This is a genomic window from Escherichia sp. MOD1-EC5990 (assembly GCF_002965285.1).
In the GTDB taxonomy this organism is placed as follows: Bacteria; Pseudomonadota; Gammaproteobacteria; order Enterobacterales; family Enterobacteriaceae; genus Escherichia; species Escherichia coli_F.
The window spans coordinates 45,452-66,291 of the sequence record NZ_PTRV01000004.1 but is presented as its reverse complement, the minus strand read 5'-3'; the positions used below and the strand labels follow the sequence as shown (position 1 = coordinate 66,291).

Here is a 20,840-nt window from a genome sequence, read left to right as displayed (position 1 = left end):
TAAAGCCGTTACTCGTCTTCTAACAATGCTTCGTATGCGGTCGCATCCAGCAGTGATTCCAGTTCGCTTTCATCGCTGGCTTTGATTTTGAAGATCCAGCCGCCTGCATACGGTTCGCTGTTCACCAGTTCCGGAGAATCGCTCAGTGCGTCGTTTACCGCCACGATTTCACCGCTTACTGGCGCATAAATGTCTGACGCCGCTTTTACCGATTCGGCAACCGCGCAGTCATCGCCCGCGCTTACCGTTGCGCCCACTTCCGGCAGGTCAACAAACACCATATCGCCTAACAGCTCCTGAGCGTGCTCAGTGATGCCAACAGTGTAAGTGCCGTCGGCTTCTTTACGCAGCCATTCGTGTTCTTTGCTGTATTTCAGTTCTGCTGGTACGTTGCTCATCAATTAATCTCCAAAAAAGTAAATCACGCGACGGCTTTGCCGTTACGCACAAAAACAGGTTTCGTCACTTTTACTGGCATTTCACGGTTGCGAATTTGCACAATCGCCGTTTCGCCAATACCTTCCGGCACGCGTGCCAGCGCAATGCTGTAACCCAACGTCGGGGAGAAAGTACCGCTGGTGATAATGCCTTCATGCTGATTGCCCTGCGCATCGGTAAAACGTACCGGCAGTTCATTACGCAGCACGCCTTTTTCGGTCATCACCAGACCAACCAGTTTTTCTGTGCCATGTTCACGCTGCGCTTCCAGAGCTTCACGACCGATAAAGTCACGATCAGTCGGTTCCCAGGCGATGGTCCAGCCCATGTTGGCTGCTAAAGGAGAAATGGTTTCGTCCATCTCCTGACCATAAAGATTCATACCCGCTTCCAGACGCAGCGTGTCACGCGCGCCCAGACCGCAGGGCTTAACGCCCGCTTCCACCAGCGCTCGCCAGAAATCCGCCGCTTTTTCATTGGGCAGCGCAATTTCGTAGCCCGCTTCACCGGTATAACCGGTGGTGGCAATAAACAGATCGCCCGCCTGCACGCCAAAGAAGGGTTTCATCCCTTCCACCGCCTGACGCTGAGCATCATTAAACAGTGTGGCAGCTTTTGCCTGCGCATTCGGCCCTTGTACGGCAATCATGGAGAGGTCATCACGAACGGTAATTTCGATACCGAAGGGTTCAGCGTGTTGGGTAATCCAGGAGAGGTCTTTTTCGCGGGTGGCGGAGTTAACAACGAGGCGGAAGAAATCTTCAGTAAAGTAGTAGACGATGAGGTCATCTATCACACCGCCAGAGGCATTCAACATCCCCGAGTAGAGGGCTTTGCCGCTTTTGGTGAGCTTCGCCACATCGTTCGCCAGCAGATAACGCAGAAACTCCCGGGTGCGACTGCCGCGAAGATCGACGATGGTCATATGTGACACATCAAACATTCCGGCATCGGTACGTACCGCATGATGTTCGTCGATTTGCGAACCGTAATGCAGCGGCATCATCCAGCCGTGGAAATCCACCATGCGGGCGCCGCAAAGCGTGTGTTGTTCGTACAAAGGAGTCTGTTGTGCCATCTTGTCCTCATTGAATAAGCGGGGCTGACAACTTTTTCATGGTGAAATTATCACCACGAAACCCAGCATCGGAGCCACTCCCGGTCCCCAACGCAATCGTTCTCTTTTCCCTGAACTTACCACCGAAACAGACTGTTAACCATAAGGTAAAATTGATCATCACATTAGCTTATGGTTAAAAAACGCCAGAATAGCAACAGAATAAAAAACCAAAAAACATTCCACTTTCTATACAAAGATGATGTGATGAGAAACTTAATTTGAATAAGACAATATTAAGAACTGAAAAAATGTCAAAAAACACTAAATCAAAAATTCGTAACATTAGAAAATATAATGCGAAAACGGAGGTGAAATTAGTTTATTTCAAATGAGGAAAATCTCCCGGCGAAAAAACCGGGAGATGAAAGTGTGATGGGTATCAAATAAACAGCAGAAGAGAAATTTTTAGCGCAGCCATTCAGGCAAATCGTTTAATCCTATTGCCTGACGGATAAGTTGTGGTTTAACGCCAGGAAGCGTGTCGGCCAGTTTCAGGCCAATATCACGCAGCAGTTTTTTCGCCGGATGAGCCCCGGAAAACAGATCGCGGAATCCCTGCATACCTGCCAGCATCAGCGCCGCACTGTGCTTGCGGCTACGCTCATAGCGACGCAGGTAAATGTACTGCCCGATGTCTTTACCCTGACGATGCAACCGTTTCAGTTCAGCAATCAGCTCTGCAGCATCCATAAAGCCGAGATTCACCCCCTGCCCCGCCAACGGGTGAATGGTATGCGCGGCGTCGCCCACCAGCGCCAGACGGTGCGCGGCAAACTGGCGCGCATAACGCCCAGTCAGCGGGAACACCAGGCGTTCACTCTCAACCTTGCATAAGCCCAGGCGATTATCAAAAGCGATATTTAACTCGCGGTTAAATTCGTCTTCGCCTGCCTGCTGCATCCGCTGTGCTTCCTCTGGCGACAGTGACCAGACAATTGAGCAAAGATGCGGATCGCTAAGCGGCAAAAAGGCCAGAATGCCTTCGCCATGGAAAACCTGTCGCGCCACCGCATCATGCGGTTCTTCCGTGCGAATGGTCGCCACCAGCGCGTGATGCTGATAATCCCAGAAAGTCAGCGGAATATCGGCTTTGTTGCGCAACCAGGAATTAGCGCCGTCTGCGCCAATTACCAGACGCGCCGTTAACATGCTGCCGTCTTTCAGCGTCAGGAAGGTTTCGTTCTCTCCCCAGGCGACTTGCTGTAATTCTGCAGGGGCTAGCAGGCTGATATCTGAGGACTGCTGTGCTTTGTTCCACAGCGCGTAGTGAATGACTGAATTTTCAACGATATGCCCAAGATGGCTATAGCCCATGCTTTGATCGTCAAACGAAATGTGACCAAAACTGTCTTTGTCCCACACTTCCATGCCGTGATAGCAACTGGCCCTGCGGGAGAGGATCTCCTGCCAGACGCCAAGACGGGTGAGTAATTTTTCGCTGGCGGCATTGATAGCCGAAACGCGCAGTTGTGGTGGTGCATCCGCCGCCAGGGGTTCCGGTACGCGCTGCTCCAGTACGGCAACGCGTAAGCCACTGCCCTGCAAGCCGCAGGCAACCGCCAGCCCCACCATGCCGCCGCCAACAATGGCTACATCAACACTTTGCATTGTTTATTCCTTAAAGCCGCCTTTAACGCGCCACCCAACCGAGGGTGCGCTGCGCCAGCACATCGCGTGCCGGAGTGAATAATTCCATTGCCATCAGCCCGATGTTGCGCCCGACAACCAGCGGCGTCCAACGGTTGGCAAAAAGATGTACAAGGCTGTCCGTGACGCCGATGGTTGCTTCGCGATCGCTCTGCCGACGCTGCTGATAACGGCACAATACGCCGTAATCACCTATGTCTTCTCCGCGCTCTTGCGCCTGAGTCAGGGTTTCCGCAAGGCTCATCACATCTCGCATACCGAGGTTGAACCCTTGCCCGGCAATCGGGTGCAGAGTTTGCGCCGCATTGCCCACCAGCACGGTACGATGGGTAACAGGTCTGGCGGCGCGGGTTAACGCCAGCGGGTAAGCACTGCGTTTACCAGCGTGGGTAATTTGCCCCAGTCGCCAGCCAAAGGCCGACTGGAGTTCACGGCAAAACGTCTCGTCGCTCCACGACAGCACCTCTTCGCGCCGTTCCAGTGGATGGCACCAGACCAGCGAACAGCGTCTGTCAGACATCGGCAACATCGCCAACGGGCCATACAGTGTGAAACGCTCAAACGCCCGGCCTTCGTGCGCAACGGAAGTCGCAACGTTCGCAATCACGGCCAGTTGTTCGTAAGGCTCCTGCTGCCAGTCAACGCCGCACACAGTGGCTAACGCTGAATGGGTGCCATCAGCGGCTACCAGCACGCAGCCCGTCAGCGTCTCGCCACTCTCCAGCGTCACTTCAACGTGACTCTGAGCACGGGCAACGTTAGCCACGCGATCAGGGCAATGCAGCGTTACGCCAGGTGCTTTGCGCAGCAATGCAAACAGCCGTTGCCCGACATTATGCAATTCGACAACCTGCCCCAGCGCCGCCAGTTGGTAATCTTCTGCGGCGAGGGTGACGAATCCGGCATGACCACGATCGCTGACATGCACGCTGGTGATGGCGGTTGCGCAATCAGCCAGAGATTGCCAGACGCCGATGCGCGCCAGTTGCTGACAAGTACCCGCCGCCAGCGCAATAGCTCGTCCATCAAAGCCCGGATGAGCATGAGACTCTGGCGCGGTCGCTTCAATCAAATGTACCGGCAGCGCCCCGTGACTTAACCGGGAAATAGCCAGCGCCAGCGTCGCGCCCGCCATGCCGCCACCGACGATGATTACGCTCATTGCTTTCTCGCAGCAGCCATCAACGCTTCAATTTCTTCCGGCTTTTTCACTACGCTGGCAGTGAGGTTTTCATTGCCGGTTTCGGTAATCACAATGTCGTCTTCGATACGAATGCCGATACCGCGATATTGTTCTGGTACATCCGCATCCGGCGCAATGTACAGCCCCGGCTCTACGGTCAGTACCATGCCCGGTTCCAGAATGCGCGAGCGATCCTGACCATAAATACCAACATCATGGACATCCAGACCTAACCAGTGGCTAAGGCCATGCATAAAGAAAGGACGATGGGCGTTTTGGGCGATCAGTTCTTCAACATCACCTTTCAGGATGCCGAGTTTTACCAGGCCGCTAACCATGATGCGCACCACTTCACCGGTGACTTCCTGAATGGACGTTCCCGGACGATACAGGCGCAGGCTGGTTTCAAGAGACTCCAGCACAATGTCGTAGATTTCACGCTGAGCCTGAGTGAATTTACCGTTAACCGGGAAGGTGCGGGTAATATCGCCAGCGTAACCTTTGTATTCACAACCCGCGTCAATCAACACCAGGTCACCGTCACGCAGTTCACACTCGTTTTCGGTATAGTGCAGAATGCAGCCGTTTTCACCGCTGCCGACAATAGTGTTATAGGAAGGATAGCGCGCACCGTGGCGGTTAAATTCGTGGTGAATTTCGCCTTCCAGATGGTACTCAAACATTCCCGGACGGCATTTTTCCATCGCCCGTGTATGCGCCAGGGCAGTGATTTCCCCCGCGCGGCGAAGTACGGCGATCTCTTCCGGCGATTTGAACAGGCGCATTTCATGAACAACAGGACGCCAGTCGATCATCGTTGCCGGGGCGGTGAGATTCTGTCGCGAGCCTTTACGCAGTTTTTCCAGCGCACTGTTCACGATTTCATCAGCATACGCATATTCGCCCTGGGCGTGGTAAACCACATCCAGACCATTAAGTAGTTGATAAAGTTGCTGATTGATTTCGCTGAATGCCAGTGCGCGGTCAACGCCCAGTTTCTCTGGCGCGGCATCCTGGCCTAAGCGACGACCAAACCAGATCTCTGCCGTCAGGTCGCGAACGCGGTTAAACAGAACGCTGTGGTTATGAGTGTCATCACTTTTAATCAGCACCAGCACCGCTTCCGGTTCGTTAAAGCCGGTGAAGTACCAAAAGTCACTGTTCTGACGATAGGGGTATTCGCTGTCGGCGCTACGTGTTACTTCTGGTGCAGCAAAAATCAGCGCGGCGCTGCCGGGTTGCATTTGCTCTACCAGGGCCTGACGGCGACGCTGAAATTCTTGCCGGGATATCTCACTCATAACACTCTCCTTACGTTTTTTGTTTTTAGTGTAGAGTCGGTTTTTGTACTTCTGGCGCGGTCGGTTGCGGATGAGTAAAGGTGTCGTGGCATAACAGCGCGGCAACACGGACGTACTCGATGATCTCTTCAAGCGACATTTCCAGCTCTTCCTGATCTTCGTCTTCGTCGTAGCCCAGCTGCGCGATGTTACGCAGATCGTCGATGGCTTCACCGGTTTCGCCGGTCACTTTGTCCAGCTTCGGTTGCGTAACGCCAAGACCAAGCAGGAAGTGATTGACCCAACCTGCCAGCGCATCAGCACGATCGAAAACACTGACATCATCGCCATCAGGCAGATAAAGCTGAAAAAGGAAGCCGTCATCCTGCAGGGCATCGCTGGTAGCAGAGTGCATTTTGCGCAATGCCTGTGCCAGCTCATGACCGAAAGCCATGCCTTCGTTCGTCAGGTCGTGAAGCAGCGGCAGCCATGAGCTGTCATCGTTACCACCACATATCATCCCACTGATTAAACCATGCATCTCAGCAGGGGTCAGACCCGTCCCTTGTTGGTTCAGATACTGGTTCATTTCGTTGTAACCAGGCATTTCGTTCTGTATAGACATAAGCATTCGTCGTCAAAGGGAGGAATATTCATGATATGCTACCACTTTGGGCCCTGGTGGACCAGAAAAGGGCTTGTCTCTTCTCATCAGGGTAGCTATAGTGTCGCCCCTTCGCAGACCATGGGTCTAAAGACGAAGGCAGCGCAGTCAATCAGCAGGAAGGTGGCATGTCTGCACAACCCGTCGATATCCAAATTTTTGGCCGTTCACTGCGTGTGAACTGCCCGCCTGACCAAAGGGATGCGTTGAATCAGGCAGCGGACGATCTGAACCAACGGTTGCAAGATCTGAAAGAACGCACTAGAGTCACAAATACTGAACAGTTGGTCTTCATTGCCGCATTGAATATCAGCTATGAGTTAGCGCAAGAAAAAGCGAAGACTCGTGATTACGCGGCAAGCATGGAACAGCGTATTCGGATGCTGCAGCAGACCATAGAACAAGCGTTACTTGAACAAGGTCGCATCACCGAAAAAACTAACCAAAACTTTGAATGACACTTTTCGGTTTACTGTGGTAGAGTAACCGTGAAGACAAAATTTCTCTGAGATGTTCGCAAGCGGGCCAGTCCCCTGAGCCGATATTTCATACCACAAGAATGTGGCGCTCCGCGGTTGGTGAGCATGCTCGGTCCGTCCGAGAAGCCTTAAAACTGTGACGACACATTCACCTTGAACCAAGGGTTCAAGGGTTACAGCCTGCGGCGGCATCTCGGAGATTCCCTTCTTATCTGGCACCAGCCATGACGCAACTACCAGAAATCCCACTGACATTATCCCGACAAGAAATCCGCAAAATGATTCGGCAACGTCGTCGTGCGTTAACGCCGGAACAACAGCAGGAAATGGGTCAACAAGCCGCTACCCGGATGATGACTTATCCCCCGGTGGTGATGGCACATACGGTCGCTGTATTCCTCTCTTTTGATGGCGAACTCGACACCCAGCCACTCATAGAACAACTCTGGCGCGCCGGTAAGCGCGTATATCTTCCAGTTTTGCATCCCTTTAGTGCCGGTAATTTGCTGTTCCTGAATTACCATCCGCAAAGCGAACTGGTGATGAACAGGTTGAAGATCCATGAGCCAAAACTGGATGTGCGTGACGTGCTACCCCTTTCCCGATTAGACGTGTTGATCACACCGCTGGTCGCCTTTGATGAGTACGGTCAGCGCCTGGGAATGGGCGGTGGTTTTTATGATCGGACCTTACAAAACTGGCAGCGCTATCAAATGCAACCGGTGGGTTATGCGCATGATTGTCAGTTGGTGGAAAAACTCCCCGTTGAAGAGTGGGATATTCCACTTCCTGCAGTAGTTACGCCGTCGAAAGTCTGGGAGTGGTGAGGGCGACACACCTGCATCGCCCTGATTGACATCGTTGATTCTTTAACCTAATTTAGTGAGTAAGGGTAAGGGAGGATTGCTCCTCCCCTGTGACTGACTGTTAATAAGCTGGGAAACTTATGAGTAACAGTACAATCAGTATGATGACAAGTCGCATCATAACCCTTCTCCTTCAAGCCCTCGCTTCGGTGAGGGCTTTACCGTTACAGCCCCATGCTGCCCTGCCATCGTAAATCCCCATTAAATAAACACAACGCATTGATCTGACTTTGATTTATTTTCTGGAGCAGACTCGCAAAGTAGAATGCGCAATGCGGCAACGGTGTGGAGAAGGGATAAAAAAACGGGCAAGTCAGTGATCTGCCCGTTGATTTTCAGAGAAGGGGATTTAGTACAGCAGACGGGCGCGAATGGTACCCGGAATAGCTTTCATTGCCTGCAGAGCTTTTTCGGCAACGTCTTCGTCGGCTTCAATATCAATAACTACATAACCCATCTGGGCGGAAGTTTGCAGATATTGCGCGGCGATGTTGACGCCCTGCTCGGCAAAAATTTTGTTGAGCGCAGTTAGCACGCCCGGACGGTTTTCGTGGATGTGCATCAGACGACGCCCACCATGCAGTGGCAGCGATACTTCCGGGAAGTTCACCGCAGAGAGCGTTGAGCCATTGTCAGAGTACTTGATTAATTTACCTGCAACTTCCAGGCCGATATTCTCCTGTGCTTCCTGAGTCGAACCGCCAATATGTGGCGTCAGAAGGACGTTGTCGAACTCGCACAGCGGAGAGGTAAACGGATCGCTGTTAGTCGCCGGTTCCGTCGGGAATACGTCGATTGCCGCTCCAGCCAGGTGCTTGCTTGCCAGCGCATCGCACAGTGCCGGAATATCCACCACCGTTCCGCGCGAGGCATTAATCAGCAACGAGCCGGGCTTCATTAGCGAAATCTCTTTCGCGCCCATCATATTTTTGGTAGACGGATTCTCTGGCACATGCAAACTCACCACATCGCTCATATTCAGCAGATCAGAAAGATGCTGTACCTGAGTGGCGTTGCCCAGCGGTAGTTTGTTTTCAATATCATAAAAGTAAACATACATTCCCAGCGATTCAGCCAGAATGCCCAACTGTGTACCAATATGACCATAGCCGATGATACCCAGCTTTTTGCCGCGCGCTTCAAAAGAGCCAGCTGCCAGCTTGTTCCAGACACCACGGTGCGCTTTAGCGTTGGCTTCCGGTACGCCGCGCAATAGCAGCAGAAGTTCGCCAATTACCAGCTCCGCAACAGAGCGCGTATTAGAGAACGGTGCGTTAAATACCGGGATCCCGCGTTTTGCAGCTGCATCCAGATCAACCTGGTTTGTTCCGATACAGAAACAGCCAATAGCGACCAGTTTTTCTGCGGCGTTGATCACGTCTTCAGTCAGATGGGTACGGGATCGCAGGCCGATGAAGTGGGCATCGCGGATGGATTCTTTTAATTGTTCATCATCCAGCGCGCCTTTGTGAAATTCGATGTTGGTGTAACCCGCTGCACGAAGGCTTTCCAGCGCCTTTTGGTGCACGCCTTCTACCAGCAGAAACTTAATCTTGTCTTTCTCCAGCGATACCTTTGCCATTTACCCAATCCTGTCTTTTGAAATGTTGTGTGCGGATTTGCATCCGCCTTTCAACATATCAAAAAATAATATTGCGGCAATATGAACGTTTGCGTCGCGATGTTGAGGAAATATCACGCAAAGGTTTTTCTTGGATGAATATGCTGGATTAGAGGATTTATTTAGAGCAATCGACAATAGCCAGGTAAAAACGTGACACATGTCACCAAATTTAACGAAGAGAATTTTTTTAACGGGGGAGATTCCCCCGTCAGATCATTTCACAATGGTTTTGACACCGTCAGGTGTGCCAATCAGCGCAACGTCCGCGCCACGGTTAGCAAATAAGCCAACAGTCACCACGCCCGGAATCGCATTTATGGCGTTTTCCATCGCTATTGGGTCAAGGATTTCCATGCCGTGGACGTCGAGGATCACGTTGCCGTTATCGGTCACCACGCCCTGGCGGTATTCCGGACGACCGCCCAGTTTCACCAGCTGGCGCGCCACTGCACTACGTGCCATCGGGATAACTTCTACTGGCAGCGGGAATTTGCCCAGAATATCAACCTGCTTAGAAGCGTCTGCAATACAGATAAATTTTTCCGCAACCGAAGCAATGATTTTTTCACGGGTCAGCGCCGCGCCGCCGCCTTTGATCATCTGCATGTGGCCGTTGATTTCATCTGCACCGTCGACGTAGATGCCAAGGCTGTCGACTTCGTTGAGATCAAAAACGTGAATGCCGAGGCTTTTCAGTTTTTCAGTGGACGCATCCGAACTGGAAACGGCCCCTTCAATCTGGCCTTTCATCGTGCCGAGCGCGTCAATAAAGTGTGCGGCGGTGGAACCTGTACCTACACCAACAATGGTGCCGGGCTGAACATACTGAAGTGCCGCCCATCCTACTGCTTTTTTCAATTCATCCTGCGTCATGATCGTTTCGCCTGTGGTATGAAATTTCACTCGCATTATACTCTAAATAATTCGAGTTGCAGGAAGGCGACAAGAGAGTGAATCCCCAGGAGCTTACAGAAGTAAGTGACTGGGGTGAGCGAACGCAGACGCAGCACATGCAACTTGAAGTATGACGAGTATATACAAAAAAAAGCGATTCAGACCCCGTTGGCAAGTCGCGTGGTTAACTCATCCATAAACTTTCGCCCCGCAAACAAAGCATATAAAGGTCTGGGTATGCCGCTCCAGGGCGCGAACTCGCTGAGCGAAATGCAATAGCGCAAATCCCTGATCTTTTAAGCTGCGTGTTTAACCACTGATACAAATGTACCCGCCGACGGCTTCGGTATATGCAACCTGACGCAAAATTGTGTCATAGTGCAGGAAAAAGCATTTACCAGGAGCAGACAACAGCAATGAAACGCCCGGACTACAGAACATTACAGGCACTGGATGCGGTGATACGTGAACGAGGATTTGAGCGCGCGGCACAAAAGCTGTGCATTACACAATCAGCCGTCTCACAGCGCATTAAGCAACTGGAAAATATGTTCGGGCAGCCGCTGTTGGTGCGTACCGTACCGCCGCGCCCGACGGAACAAGGGCAAAAACTGCTGGCACTGCTACGCCAGGTGGAGTTACTGGAAGAAGAGTGGCTGGGCGATGAACAAACCGGTTCAACTCCGCTGCTGCTTTCACTGGCGGTCAACGCTGACAGTCTGGCGACGTGGTTGCTTCCGGCGCTGGCTCCTGTGTTAGCTGATTCGCCTATCCGCCTCAACTTGCAGGTAGAAGATGAAACCCGCACTCAGGAACGTCTGCGTCGCGGCGAAGTGGTCGGCGCGGTGAGTATTCAACATCAGGCGCTACCGAGTTGTCTTGTCGATAAGCTCGGTGCGCTCGACTATCTGTTCGTCAGCTCAAAACCGTTCGCCGAAAAATATTTCCCTAACGGCGTAACGCGTTCGGCATTACTGAAAGCGCCAGTGGTCGCGTTTGACCATCTTGATGATATGCACCAGGCCTTTTTGCAGCAAAACTTTGATCTGCCTCCAGGCAGCGTACCCTGCCATATCGTTAATTCTTCAGAAGCGTTCGTGCAACTTGCTCGTCAGGGGACCACCTGCTGTATGATCCCACATCTGCAAATCGAGAAAGAACTGGCCAGCGGCGAACTGATTGACTTAACGCCAGGGCTATTTCAACGCCGGATGCTCTACTGGCACCGCTTTGCTCCTGAAAGCCGCATGATGCGTAAAGTCACTGATGCGTTGCTCGATTATGGTCACAAAGTTCTTCGTCAGGAATAATCCATCAAATAATGCCTGGTAATACATACCAGGCATCACCTCCAGTTCTTTTTGTATTCCTTGAATCACATCACAAAATAGACAAATCTCAGGCGGCAAAAAACGACGTCTGAATGCATTTTTTTTGCTGGCGACAAACCCACGTAAAAAGCTCACCGTAAGCGCAAATACCCTCATTTTGATTGCGTTTTATGGAGCAAATAATGTCTAACGTGCAGGAGTGGCAACAGCTTGCCAACAAGGAATTGAGCCGTCGGGAGAAAACTGTCGACTCGCTGGTTCAGCAAACCGCAGAAGGGATCGCCATCAAGCCGCTGTATACTGAAGCCGATCTCGATAATCTGGAAGTGACCGGTACCCTTCCTGGTTTGCCACCCTACGTTCGTGGCCCGCGTGCCACTATGTATACCGCCCAACCGTGGACCATCCGTCAGTATGCTGGTTTTTCAACAGCAAAAGAGTCCAACGCTTTTTATCGCCGTAACCTGGCCGCCGGGCAAAAAGGTCTTTCCGTTGCGTTTGACCTTGCCACCCACCGTGGCTACGACTCCGATAACCCGCGCGTGGCGGGCGACGTCGGCAAAGCGGGCGTTGCTATCGACACCGTGGAAGATATGAAAGTCCTGTTCGACCAGATCCCGCTGGATAAAATGTCGGTTTCGATGACCATGAATGGCGCAGTGTTACCCGTACTGGCGTTTTATATCGTCGCCGCAGAAGAGCAAGGAGTTACGCCCGATAAACTGACAGGCACCATTCAGAACGATATCCTCAAAGAGTATCTCTGCCGCAACACCTATATTTACCCGCCGAAACCGTCAATGCGTATTATCGCAGACATCATTGCCTGGTGTTCTGGCAACATGCCTCGCTTTAATACCATCAGTATCAGCGGTTACCATATGGGTGAAGCGGGTGCCAACTGCGTGCAGCAGGTAGCATTTACGCTCGCTGATGGGATTGAGTACATCAAAGCAGCAATCTCCGCTGGGCTGAAAATTGATGACTTCGCTCCTCGCCTGTCGTTTTTCTTCGGCATTGGCATGGATCTGTTTATGAACGTCGCCATGTTGCGTGCGGCACGTTATTTATGGAGCGAAGCGGTCAGTGGATTTGGCGCACAGGATCCGAAATCACTGGCGCTGCGTACCCACTGCCAGACCTCAGGCTGGAGCCTGACTGAACAGGATCCGTATAACAACGTTATCCGCACCACCATTGAAGCACTGGCTGCAACGCTGGGCGGTACTCAGTCACTGCATACCAACGCCTTTGATGAAGCGCTTGGTTTGCCTACCGATTTCTCAGCACGCATTGCCCGCAATACCCAGATCATCATTCAGGAAGAATCAGAACTCTGCCGCACCGTCGATCCACTGGCCGGATCCTATTACGTTGAATCGCTGACCGATCAAATCGTCAAACAAGCCAGAGCCATTATCCAACAGATCGACGAAGCCGGTGGCATGGCGAAAGCGATCGAAGCAGGTCTGCCAAAACGAATGATCGAAGAGGCCTCCGCGCGCGAACAGTCGTTGATCGACCAGGGCAAGCGTGTCATCGTTGGTGTCAACAAGTACAAACTGGATCACGAAGACGAAACCGATGTACTTGAGATCGACAACGTGATGGTGCGTAACGAGCAAATTGCTTCGCTGGAACGCATTCGCGCCACCCGTGATGATGCCGCCGTAACCGCCGCGTTGAACGCCCTGACTCACGCCGCACAGCATAACGAAAACCTGCTGGCTGCCGCTGTTAATGCCGCTCGCGTTCGCGCCACCCTGGGTGAAATATCCGATGCGCTGGAAGCCGCTTTTGACCGTTATCTGGTGCCAAGCCAGTGTGTTACCGGCGTAATTGCGCAAAGCTATCATCAGTCGGAAAAATCGGCCTCCGAGTTCGATGCCATTGTTGCGCAAACAGAGCAGTTCCTTGCCGACAATGGTCGTCGCCCGCGCATTCTGATCGCCAAAATGGGCCAGGATGGGCACGATCGCGGCGCGAAAGTGATCGCCAGCGCCTATTCCGATCTCGGTTTCGACGTAGATTTAAGCCCGATGTTCTCTACACCTGAAGAGATCGCCCGCCTGGCAGTAGAAAACGACGTTCACATAGTGGGCGCATCTTCACTGGCTGCCGGTCATAAAACGCTGATCCCGGAACTGGTCGAAGCGCTGAAGAAATGGAATCGCGAAGATATTTTCGTGGTCGCGGGTGGCGTCATTCCACCGCAGGATTACGCCTTCCTGCAGGAGCGCGGCGTGGCGGCGATTTATGGTCCAGGTACGCCTATGCTCGACAGCGTGCGCGACGTACTGAATCTGATAAGCCAGCATCATGATTAATGAAGCCACGCTGGCAGAAAGTATTCGCCGCTTACGTCAGGGTGAGCGTGCCACGCTCGCCCAGGCCATGACGCTGGTGGAAAGCCGTCACCCGCGTCATCAGGCGCTAAGTACGCAACTGCTTGATGCCATTATGCCGTTCTGTGGTAACGCCCTGCGACTGGGTGTTACCGGCACACCCGGCGCGGGGAAAAGTACCTTTCTTGAAGCCTTTGGCATGTTGTTGATTCGTGAGGGATTAAAGGTTGCAGTTATTGCGGTCGATCCCAGCAGCCCGGTCACTGGCGGTAGCATTCTCGGGGATAAAACCCGCATGAATGACCTGGCGCGTGCCGAGGCGGCGTTTATTCGCCCGGTACCATCCTCCGGCCATCTGGGCGGTGCCAGTCAGCGAGCGCGGGAATTAATGCTGTTATGCGAAGCGGCGGGTTATGACGTAGTGATTGTCGAAACGGTTGGCGTCGGACAGTCGGAAACGGAAGTTGCCCGCATGGTGGACTGTTTTATCTCGTTGCAAATTGCCGGTGGCGGCGATGATCTGCAGGGGATTAAAAAGGGGCTGATGGAAGTGGCAGATCTGATCGTTATCAACAAAGACGATGGCGATAACCATACCAATGTCGCCATTGCCCGGCATATGTACGAGAGTGCCCTGCATATTCTGCGACGTAAATACGACGAATGGCAGCCACGAGTTCTGACTTGTAGCGCACTGGAAAAACGTGGAATCGATGAGATCTGGCACGCCATCATCGACTTCAAAACCGCGCTAACTGCCAGTGGTCGTTTACAGCAAGTGCGGCAACAACAATCGGTGGAATGGCTGCGTAAACAAACCGAAGAAGAAGTACTGAATCACCTGTTCGCGAATGAAGATTTCGATCGCTATTACCGCCAGACGCTTTTAGCGGTCAAAAACAATACGCTCTCACCGCGCACCGGCCTGCGACAGCTCAGTGAATTTATCCAGACGCAATATTTTGATTAAAGGAATTTTTATGTCTTATCAGTATGTGAACGTTGTCACTATCAACAAAGTGGCGGTCATTGAGTTTAACTATGGCCGAAAACTTAATGCCTTAAGTAAAGTCTTTATTGATGATCTTATGCAGGCATTAAGCGATCTCAACCGGCCGGAAATTCGCTGTATCATTTTGCGCGCGCCGAGTGGATCCAAAGTCTTCTCCGCAGGTCACGATATTCACGAACTGCCGTCTGGCGGTCGCGATCCGCTCTCCTATGATGATCCGTTGCGTCAAATCACCCGCATGATCCAAAAATTCCCGAAACCGATCATTTCGATGGTGGAAGGTAGTGTTTGGGGGGGCGCATTTGAAATGATCATGAGTTCCGATCTGATCATCGCCGCCAGTACCTCAACCTTCTCAATGACGCCTGTAAACCTCGGCGTCCCGTATAACCTGGTCGGCATTCACAACCTGACCCGCGACGCGGGCTTCCACATTGTCAAAGAGCTGATTTTTACCGCTTCGCCAATCACAGCCCAGCGCGCGCTGGCTGTCGGCATCCTCAACCATGTTGTGGAAGTGGAAGAACTGGAAGATTTCACCTTACAAATGGCGCACCACATCTCTGAGAAAGCGCCGTTAGCCATTGCCGTTATCAAAGAAGAACTGCGTGTACTGGGCGAAGCGCACACCATGAACTCCGATGAATTTGAACGTATTCAGGGGATGCGCCGCGCGGTTTATGACAGCGAAGATTACCAGGAAGGGATGAACGCTTTCCTCGAAAAACGTAAACCTAATTTCGTTGGTCATTAATCCCTGCGATCGAAGGAGTAAAAATGGAAACTCAGTGGACAAGGATGACCGCCGATGAAGCGGCAGAAATTATCCAGCATAACGACATGGTGGCATTTAGCGGCTTTACCCCGGCGGGTTCGCCGAAAGCCCTACCCAACGCGATTGCCCGCAGAGCTAACGAACAGCATGAGGCCAAAAAGCCGTATCAAATCCGCCTGCTGACGGGGGCGTCAATCAGCGCCGCCGCTGACGATGTACTTTCTGACGCCGATGCTGTTTCCTGGCGTGCGCCATATCAAACATCGTCCGGTTTACGTAAAAAGATCAATCAGGGCGCGGTGAGTTTCGTTGACCTGCATTTGAGCGAAGTGGCGCAAATGGTCAATTACGGTTTCTTCGGCGAAATTGATGTTGCCGTCATTGAAGCATCGGCACTGGCACCGGATGGTCGAGTCTGGTTAACCAGCGGGATCGGTAATGCGCCGACCTGGCTGCTGCGGGCGAAGAAAGTGATCATTGAACTCAATCACTATCACGATCCGCGCGTTGCAGAACTGGCGGATATTGTGATTCCTGGCGCGCCACCGCGGCGCAATAGCGTGTCGATCTTCCATGCAATGGATCGCGTCGGTACCCGCTATGTGCAAATCGATCCGAAAAAGATTGTCGCCGTCGTGGAAACCAACTTGCCCGACGCCGGTAATATGCTGGATAAGCAAAATCCCATGTGCCAGCAGATTGCCGATAACGTGGTCACGTTCTTGTTGCAGGAAATGGCGCATGGGCGTATTCCGCCGGAATTTCTGCCGCTGCAAAGTGGCGTGGGCAATATCAATAATGCAGTCATGGCGCGACTAGGGGAAAACCCGGAAATTCCTCCGTTCATGATGTATTCGGAAGTGCTACAGGAATCGGTGGTGCATTTACTGGAAACGGGCAAAATCAGCGGGGCCAGCGCCTCCAGCCTGACTATCTCGGCCGATTCCCTGCGCAAGATTTACGACAATATGGATTACTTTGCCAGCCGCATTGTGTTGCGTCCGCAGGAGATTTCCAATAACCCGGAAATCATCCGTCGTCTGGGCGTCATCGCTCTGAACGTCGGCCTGGAGTTTGATATTTACGGGCATGCCAACTCAACGCACGTAGCCGGGGTCGATCTGATGAACGGCATCGGTGGCAGCGGTGATTTTGAACGCAACGCGTATCTGTCGATCTTTATGGCCCCGTCGATTGCTAAAGAAGGCAAGATCTCAACCGTCGTGCCAATGTGCAGCCATGTTGATCACAGCGAACACAGCGTCAAAGTGATCATCACCGAACAAGGGATCGCCGATCTGCGTGGTCTTTCCCCGCTTCAACGCGCCCGCACCATCATTGATAATTGTGCACATCCTATGTATCGGGATTATCTGCATCGCTATCTGGAAAATGCGCCCGGCGGACATATTCACCACGATCTTAGCCACGTCTTTGACTTACACCGTAATTTAATCGCAACCGGCTCGATGCTGGGTTAATGACTCGTCCCGTCACGATCTTCAGCAATATGCTGAAGCATCGTGGCGGTATATCGATGATTTCTGATTGAATAAAGATATTCCTGCATATACATCGGCTTGTGCGGCGCATCAAAATATTTCAGCGTTGCCGGATTCACCAGTCGCCAGGCAAAATGCGGGATCACCGTCAGAAAATGTCCGCGCTCCACGGCGCTGATTTTGGCCATAAAACTGTAAGGTCGATAAATAATGGTGGGATTGATCCCACAAGGACGCATATTCGCATCAATCATTGCTTCGAAGTTGGCCCGGTTCTGAAAGCGCATTTGTAGCCACGGTAGCTCCTGAAGCAACTCTTGCTCTTGTCGCTCTTCATAACGGCGAGAAACGAGAAAGCCCAATCGCAGCGGTGGTAGTTCACTGATAGTCAGGTTTTCCAGTTCCTGAACTCGTGCAGATACATGCTGTGGGGAGATTATAAAATCTAACTGACGGTCAAAAAGATTATCGATAACGCCGTTTTCGCTGAACTCAACTGGCTGGGCGGTCACGCCTTCGTACTTATCTCCGAGACTAATCAACTGATCAAAAATAATGGTCGGATAAGTATTATCTATGCCTATCACAATTTCTCGTGAACGACGTCCTGAGTTATGGATTTCATTATCAATCGCAGAAAGCCGTTGATAAACCGGGAACAGTTTTTGATACAGTTCCTGCCCGGCTTTATTGAGGCTGATATTATTATCTTTGCGGGTAAATAGCGTATAGCCAATTTGTTCTTCCAGCGCGGCAATGCTTTTGCCAAATGGCGAAGCCGTCATATGGATTTTTTCTGCCGCCCGGGCAATATTATTGGTTTGCGCTAATAAAATGAAATTGCGCATCTTTTTCGAAATAAAAATGTCCATCCCCGCTCCCCCGCATCCTTGTCCGCTTAACCGTTTCAGTCAGCCTATCCTTGATGAAACCGCGAGCAAAGATAGGTGATTACGTCATGGTTTTACAGAAAATTACAGAAAAAGGAGGCAATATCGGGTAAAGGCATTAGCCCGACCAATACGTCGGGCTACAAGTATTATTGTGCGGCAGGTGTTTTAGCGGGTTGTTGATCCACAGGTTCTAACTGGAAGACCACATCGACCTGATCATCAAACTGAATAGCAGCCTGCTCGTAAGTTTCCTGGGCTGAGACCGGCGCGGCATCGGCTTTCATCATCCGCACCATTGGGCTGGGCTGATAGTTGGAAACATGGTAGCGCACGCTATATACCGGCCCTAGTTTACGATGAAAGCCGTTCGCCAGTTCCTGCGCCTGATGAATCGCGTTATCAATCGCTGCCTTACGCGCTTTGTCTTTATAGGCATCCGGCTGCGCCACGCCCAGCGATACAGAACGAATTTCGTTAAGACCCGCCTTCAGCGCACCATCCAGCAAGGAATTCAGTTTGTCTAACTGACGGAGCGTGACTTCCACCGTTCTCACAGCACGGTAGCCTTTCAGGATACTTTTACCATCCTGATAATCATAATCTGGCTGGGTGCGTAAGTTCGCTGAGCTGATATCTTTTTTCGCGATCTGATTGAGTTCAAGGAAGGAAATGTATTGTGCGACGCGCTCATCCGCCTGTTTCTTGGCAGTAGCGGCATCCTTCGCGGCCACGTTGACTTCAATCGCAAGAGTGGCAATGTCTGGCACCGCATCCACGCTTGCCGTACCGGAGGTGACAATATGCGGTCCATCCGGCAATTCGTTAGCCTGCGCTGCCATCCCGCTAATACCCATTAATGCCGCCAGGGCGATAACTTTGAACTTCACGTTAGTCTCTCCGTGTTAATTGACTTGCCCAAAATTCAGGACCTCTGGAGGCAAGCTTAGCGCCTCTGTTTTATTTTTCCATCAGATAGCGCCTAACTGAACAAGGCTTGTGCATGAGCAATACCGTCTCTCGCCAGCTGCAAGGCAATAAACCACATAACACATCCCACTACCAGATTGATAATGCGCTGTGATTTTGCCGTGCGCAGGCGCGGTGCCAGCCAGGCTGCGAGAAGAGCCAGACCAAAGAACCACAGGAAAGAGGCGCTAATTGTCCCGAGCGCAAACCAACGTTTTGGTTCAACATCAAGCTGCCCCCCAAGGCTACCCAGCACCACAAAAGTATCCAGGTAAACATGCGGATTCAGCCAGGTCACTGCCAACATGGTGGCGATAATTTTCCATCTGCCTTGCTTCATGACTTCGGCACTGGCTAACTCAATATTACTGCTCATTGCGGTTTTAAAAGCGCCAAAACCATACCACAGCAAGAAGGCTACGCCGCCCCAGGTGACCAGCGCAAGCAACCACGGCGACTGCATCAATAACGCACTGCCACCAAAAATCCCGGCGCAAATCAGGACCAAATCGCTGATAGCACAAAGTAAGGCAATCATAATGTGGTACTGACGACGAATGCCCTGATTCATCACAAAAGCATTTTGTGGACCGAGCGGCAGGATCATAGCTGCCCCAAGTGCAAGACCTTGAAAGTAATAAGAAAACACGTTGGATATTCCGAATTAAGTATCTGATGAAGAGACTATATCGCGGGATTGTTATTAGCGGAAATTGATAATATTAATTGGCAATCAGAAAAACTAATAAGAGAGAGGCCAGAGAGTATTATCTGGCCTCAGCGTTGATTATGCAGCTTTGTCTTCTTTCACCCGCTTAAAGTTCACATCCATTTGCGGGTACGGGAAGCTGATACCGGCGGCATCAAATTCACGTTTAATACGCTCCAGCACATCCCAGTACACGTTTTGTAGATCGCCGCTTTTGCTCCAGACGCGGACCACGAAATTAATCGACGATGCGCCAAGTTCGTTCAGACGCACAGTCATTTCGCGATCTTTCAAAATGCGGTCTTCAGACTGGATAATATTGGTCAGGATCTGCTTAACCTGATCGATATCGGAATCATACGCCACGCCAATAATAAATTCGTTACGGCGAACTGGCTCGCGGGAGAAGTTAATAATATTCCCGGCAATAATTTTACCGTTCGGAATAACGATAATTTTACCGTCTGCAGTACGCATGGTGGTGGAGAAAATCTGCACGCTCAGCACAGTACCGGCTACGCCGCCGAGGTCAACATATTCTCCGGCACGGAACGGGCGGAACATGACCAGTAACACGCCAGCGGCCAGGTTAGACAGTGACCCCTGCAAAGCCAGACCAACAGCTAAGCCTGCGGCACCGAGTACAGCAATGACTGACGCGGTTTGTACGCCCACGCGCCCCAGTGCAGCGATTAGCGTAAAGGCGATAATTCCGTAACGGACTAATGCAGAAAGAAAATCAGCAACGGTGGCATCGATTTTACGGGAGATCATCAGGCGATTCACCGCGTTGGAAATCATCCGCGCGATAATCAAACCAACGATGATGATCGCGAGTGCCGCCACGATGTTTACTGCATAACTTAGCAGCAGCGCCTGGTTAGCCACCAGCCAGCTCCCCGCGCCGTTTATGCTATCGACAACATTCAAATCTTCCATTCAATATTCCTTTTCAACTGACTCAAAATGGAGAAATACACTCCGCCGCCTTATGACGGGCAGTCTGACAAGGGTAAACAATAAAGCATAATTTTGCCAAATAGATCACAGATTTCTCATCTGCATCACCTTGCTTTTGGCGAAAAAAAGACCCGCAGAGCGGGCCTTGAGAT

General features: G+C 51.7%; 21 protein-coding genes and 1 other RNA gene. 9 read left to right on the top strand and 13 right to left on the bottom strand.

Features of this window, described 5'->3' with window-relative positions; genetic code table 11:
- Positions 1-8: 8 nt before the first annotated feature.
- Positions 9-398, bottom strand: a complete 390-nt coding sequence (gene gcvH / locus BEB42_RS06040) for a glycine cleavage system protein GcvH (protein ID WP_001295377.1) — start codon at positions 396-398, stop codon at positions 9-11.
- A gap of 23 nt (positions 399-421) precedes the next feature.
- Positions 422-1,516 carry a glycine cleavage system aminomethyltransferase GcvT gene (gene gcvT / locus BEB42_RS06035; protein WP_000068704.1) on the bottom strand — a complete coding sequence of 365 codons (1,095 nt, stop codon included), beginning with the start codon at positions 1,514-1,516 and terminating at the stop codon, positions 422-424.
- 290 nt (positions 1,517-1,806) lie between these two features.
- Between gcvT and BEB42_RS26185 the strand changes: the two genes are divergently transcribed.
- The gene (locus BEB42_RS26185; protein WP_123058296.1) at positions 1,807-1,890 is read left to right on the top strand and encodes a hypothetical protein; all 84 of its coding nucleotides are present in this window, start codon (positions 1,807-1,809) and stop codon (positions 1,888-1,890) included.
- 73 nt (positions 1,891-1,963) lie between these two features.
- Here the strand turns inward: BEB42_RS26185 and ubiI are convergent, their stop codons facing one another.
- From ubiI to ygfB, 4 genes are read right to left on the bottom strand one after another with little or no spacing between them, the layout of a single operon-like run.
- Entirely contained in the window at positions 1,964-3,166 is a 1,203-nt protein-coding gene (gene ubiI / locus BEB42_RS06030) for an FAD-dependent 2-octaprenylphenol hydroxylase (RefSeq protein WP_001192212.1), read from the bottom strand.
- A 22-nt stretch (positions 3,167-3,188) separates the two neighbouring features.
- Positions 3,189-4,367, bottom strand: a complete 1,179-nt coding sequence (gene ubiH, locus BEB42_RS06025) for a 2-octaprenyl-6-methoxyphenyl hydroxylase (RefSeq protein WP_105267219.1) — start codon at positions 4,365-4,367, stop codon at positions 3,189-3,191.
- Positions 4,364-5,689 carry a Xaa-Pro aminopeptidase gene (gene pepP / locus BEB42_RS06020; RefSeq protein WP_001290116.1) on the bottom strand — a complete coding sequence of 442 codons (1,326 nt, stop codon included), beginning with the start codon at positions 5,687-5,689 and terminating at the stop codon, positions 4,364-4,366. Before pepP ends, ubiH begins: the two co-directional genes overlap by 4 nt.
- A gap of 25 nt (positions 5,690-5,714) precedes the next feature.
- On the bottom strand, positions 5,715-6,293 hold the full coding sequence (ygfB, locus tag BEB42_RS06015) for a UPF0149 family protein YgfB (protein ID WP_001295378.1): 579 nt from the start codon (positions 6,291-6,293) through the stop codon (positions 5,715-5,717).
- Between the two features lie 167 nt (positions 6,294-6,460).
- Here ygfB and zapA point away from each other — a divergent pair, with 167 nt between their 5' ends.
- The 3 genes from zapA (at position 6,461) to BEB42_RS05995 (ending at position 7,638) form a co-directional block, all read left to right on the top strand.
- Complete coding sequence (gene zapA / locus BEB42_RS06005; RefSeq protein ID WP_001276008.1) at positions 6,461-6,790, top strand: cell division protein ZapA; 330 nt, start codon at positions 6,461-6,463, stop codon at positions 6,788-6,790.
- A gap of 41 nt (positions 6,791-6,831) precedes the next feature.
- Positions 6,832-7,015, top strand: a non-coding RNA gene (gene ssrS, locus BEB42_RS06000) — 6S RNA.
- Between the two features lie 20 nt (positions 7,016-7,035).
- Positions 7,036-7,638, top strand: a complete 603-nt coding sequence (locus BEB42_RS05995) for a 5-formyltetrahydrofolate cyclo-ligase (RefSeq protein ID WP_000192738.1) — start codon at positions 7,036-7,038, stop codon at positions 7,636-7,638.
- Between the two features lie 100 nt (positions 7,639-7,738).
- Here the strand turns inward: BEB42_RS05995 and ibsC are convergent, their stop codons facing one another.
- From ibsC to rpiA, 3 genes are all read right to left on the bottom strand, one after another.
- Positions 7,739-7,798 (bottom strand): type I toxin-antitoxin system toxin IbsC, encoded by a 60-nt coding sequence (ibsC, locus tag BEB42_RS05990; protein ID WP_071525914.1) that lies wholly within the window; start codon positions 7,796-7,798, stop codon positions 7,739-7,741.
- Between the two features lie 228 nt (positions 7,799-8,026).
- Positions 8,027-9,259, bottom strand: coding sequence for a phosphoglycerate dehydrogenase (serA, locus tag BEB42_RS05985; protein WP_001151604.1), 1,233 nt, complete (start codon positions 9,257-9,259; stop codon positions 8,027-8,029).
- Positions 9,260-9,514: 255 nt separating this feature from the next.
- Positions 9,515-10,174: a ribose-5-phosphate isomerase RpiA gene (gene rpiA, locus BEB42_RS05980; protein WP_000189743.1), complete on the bottom strand. Its 660-nt coding sequence runs from the start codon at positions 10,172-10,174 to the stop codon at positions 9,515-9,517.
- Between the two features lie 437 nt (positions 10,175-10,611).
- On the opposite strand from rpiA, the gene argP reads away from it, so the two are divergent.
- The 5 genes from argP to scpC all read left to right on the top strand — a co-directional run bounded on the left by argP (position 10,612) and on the right by scpC (position 17,139).
- Positions 10,612-11,505 (top strand): DNA-binding transcriptional regulator ArgP, encoded by an 894-nt coding sequence (gene argP, locus BEB42_RS05975; RefSeq protein WP_001360955.1) that lies wholly within the window; start codon positions 10,612-10,614, stop codon positions 11,503-11,505.
- A 203-nt stretch (positions 11,506-11,708) separates the two neighbouring features.
- Positions 11,709-13,853 (top strand): methylmalonyl-CoA mutase, encoded by a 2,145-nt coding sequence (gene scpA, locus BEB42_RS05970; RefSeq protein ID WP_000073258.1) that lies wholly within the window; start codon positions 11,709-11,711, stop codon positions 13,851-13,853.
- Positions 13,846-14,841: a methylmalonyl Co-A mutase-associated GTPase MeaB gene (gene meaB / locus BEB42_RS05965; protein WP_000606507.1), complete on the top strand. Its 996-nt coding sequence runs from the start codon at positions 13,846-13,848 to the stop codon at positions 14,839-14,841. The genes scpA and meaB overlap by 8 nt, the downstream gene beginning before the upstream one ends.
- Before the next feature lie 10 nt (positions 14,842-14,851).
- Complete coding sequence (gene scpB, locus BEB42_RS05960; protein WP_000122080.1) at positions 14,852-15,637, top strand: methylmalonyl-CoA decarboxylase; 786 nt, start codon at positions 14,852-14,854, stop codon at positions 15,635-15,637.
- Between the two features lie 23 nt (positions 15,638-15,660).
- Entirely contained in the window at positions 15,661-17,139 is a 1,479-nt protein-coding gene (scpC, locus tag BEB42_RS05955) for a propionyl-CoA:succinate CoA transferase (RefSeq protein ID WP_000449927.1), read from the top strand.
- Here scpC and srsR read toward each other — a convergent pair.
- From srsR to mscS, 4 genes are all read right to left on the bottom strand, one after another.
- Positions 17,136-18,032 (bottom strand): LysR family transcriptional regulator SrsR, encoded by an 897-nt coding sequence (gene srsR, locus BEB42_RS05950; RefSeq protein ID WP_000350805.1) that lies wholly within the window; start codon positions 18,030-18,032, stop codon positions 17,136-17,138. The genes scpC and srsR overlap by 4 nt on opposite strands.
- A gap of 167 nt (positions 18,033-18,199) precedes the next feature.
- Complete coding sequence (locus tag BEB42_RS05945; protein ID WP_000669834.1) at positions 18,200-18,940, bottom strand: oxidative stress defense protein; 741 nt, start codon at positions 18,938-18,940, stop codon at positions 18,200-18,202.
- Positions 18,941-19,032: 92 nt separating this feature from the next.
- Positions 19,033-19,668 (bottom strand): arginine exporter ArgO, encoded by a 636-nt coding sequence (gene argO / locus BEB42_RS05940; protein ID WP_000493353.1) that lies wholly within the window; start codon positions 19,666-19,668, stop codon positions 19,033-19,035.
- A 138-nt stretch (positions 19,669-19,806) separates the two neighbouring features.
- Positions 19,807-20,667 (bottom strand): small-conductance mechanosensitive channel MscS, encoded by an 861-nt coding sequence (gene mscS, locus BEB42_RS05935; RefSeq protein ID WP_000389817.1) that lies wholly within the window; start codon positions 20,665-20,667, stop codon positions 19,807-19,809.
- Positions 20,668-20,840 lie beyond the last annotated feature (173 nt).

Excerpts from the sequence above, each read along its gene's own strand:
- gcvH (WP_001295377.1), bottom strand. The coding sequence starts at position 398 with ATGAGCAACGTACCAGCAGAACTGAAATACAGCAAAGAACACGAATGG.
- gcvT (WP_000068704.1), bottom strand. The coding sequence starts at position 1,516 with ATGGCACAACAGACTCCTTTGTACGAACAACACACGCTTTGCGGCGCC.
- BEB42_RS26185 (WP_123058296.1), top strand. The coding sequence starts at position 1,807 with ATGTCAAAAAACACTAAATCAAAAATTCGTAACATTAGAAAATATAAT.
- ubiI (WP_001192212.1), bottom strand. The coding sequence starts at position 3,166 with ATGCAAAGTGTTGATGTAGCCATTGTTGGCGGCGGCATGGTGGGGCTG.
- ubiH (WP_105267219.1), bottom strand. The coding sequence starts at position 4,367 with ATGAGCGTAATCATCGTCGGTGGCGGCATGGCGGGCGCGACGCTGGCG.
- pepP (WP_001290116.1), bottom strand. The coding sequence starts at position 5,689 with ATGAGTGAGATATCCCGGCAAGAATTTCAGCGTCGCCGTCAGGCCCTG.
- ygfB (WP_001295378.1), bottom strand. The coding sequence starts at position 6,293 with ATGTCTATACAGAACGAAATGCCTGGTTACAACGAAATGAACCAGTAT.
- zapA (WP_001276008.1), top strand. The coding sequence starts at position 6,461 with ATGTCTGCACAACCCGTCGATATCCAAATTTTTGGCCGTTCACTGCGT.
- BEB42_RS05995 (WP_000192738.1), top strand. The coding sequence starts at position 7,036 with ATGACGCAACTACCAGAAATCCCACTGACATTATCCCGACAAGAAATC.
- serA (WP_001151604.1), bottom strand. The coding sequence starts at position 9,259 with ATGGCAAAGGTATCGCTGGAGAAAGACAAGATTAAGTTTCTGCTGGTA.
- rpiA (WP_000189743.1), bottom strand. The coding sequence starts at position 10,174 with ATGACGCAGGATGAATTGAAAAAAGCAGTAGGATGGGCGGCACTTCAG.
- argP (WP_001360955.1), top strand. The coding sequence starts at position 10,612 with ATGAAACGCCCGGACTACAGAACATTACAGGCACTGGATGCGGTGATA.
- scpA (WP_000073258.1), top strand. The coding sequence starts at position 11,709 with ATGTCTAACGTGCAGGAGTGGCAACAGCTTGCCAACAAGGAATTGAGC.
- meaB (WP_000606507.1), top strand. The coding sequence starts at position 13,846 with ATGATTAATGAAGCCACGCTGGCAGAAAGTATTCGCCGCTTACGTCAG.
- scpB (WP_000122080.1), top strand. The coding sequence starts at position 14,852 with ATGTCTTATCAGTATGTGAACGTTGTCACTATCAACAAAGTGGCGGTC.
- scpC (WP_000449927.1), top strand. The coding sequence starts at position 15,661 with ATGGAAACTCAGTGGACAAGGATGACCGCCGATGAAGCGGCAGAAATT.
- srsR (WP_000350805.1), bottom strand. The coding sequence starts at position 18,032 with ATGGACATTTTTATTTCGAAAAAGATGCGCAATTTCATTTTATTAGCG.
- mscS (WP_000389817.1), bottom strand. The coding sequence starts at position 20,667 with ATGGAAGATTTGAATGTTGTCGATAGCATAAACGGCGCGGGGAGCTGG.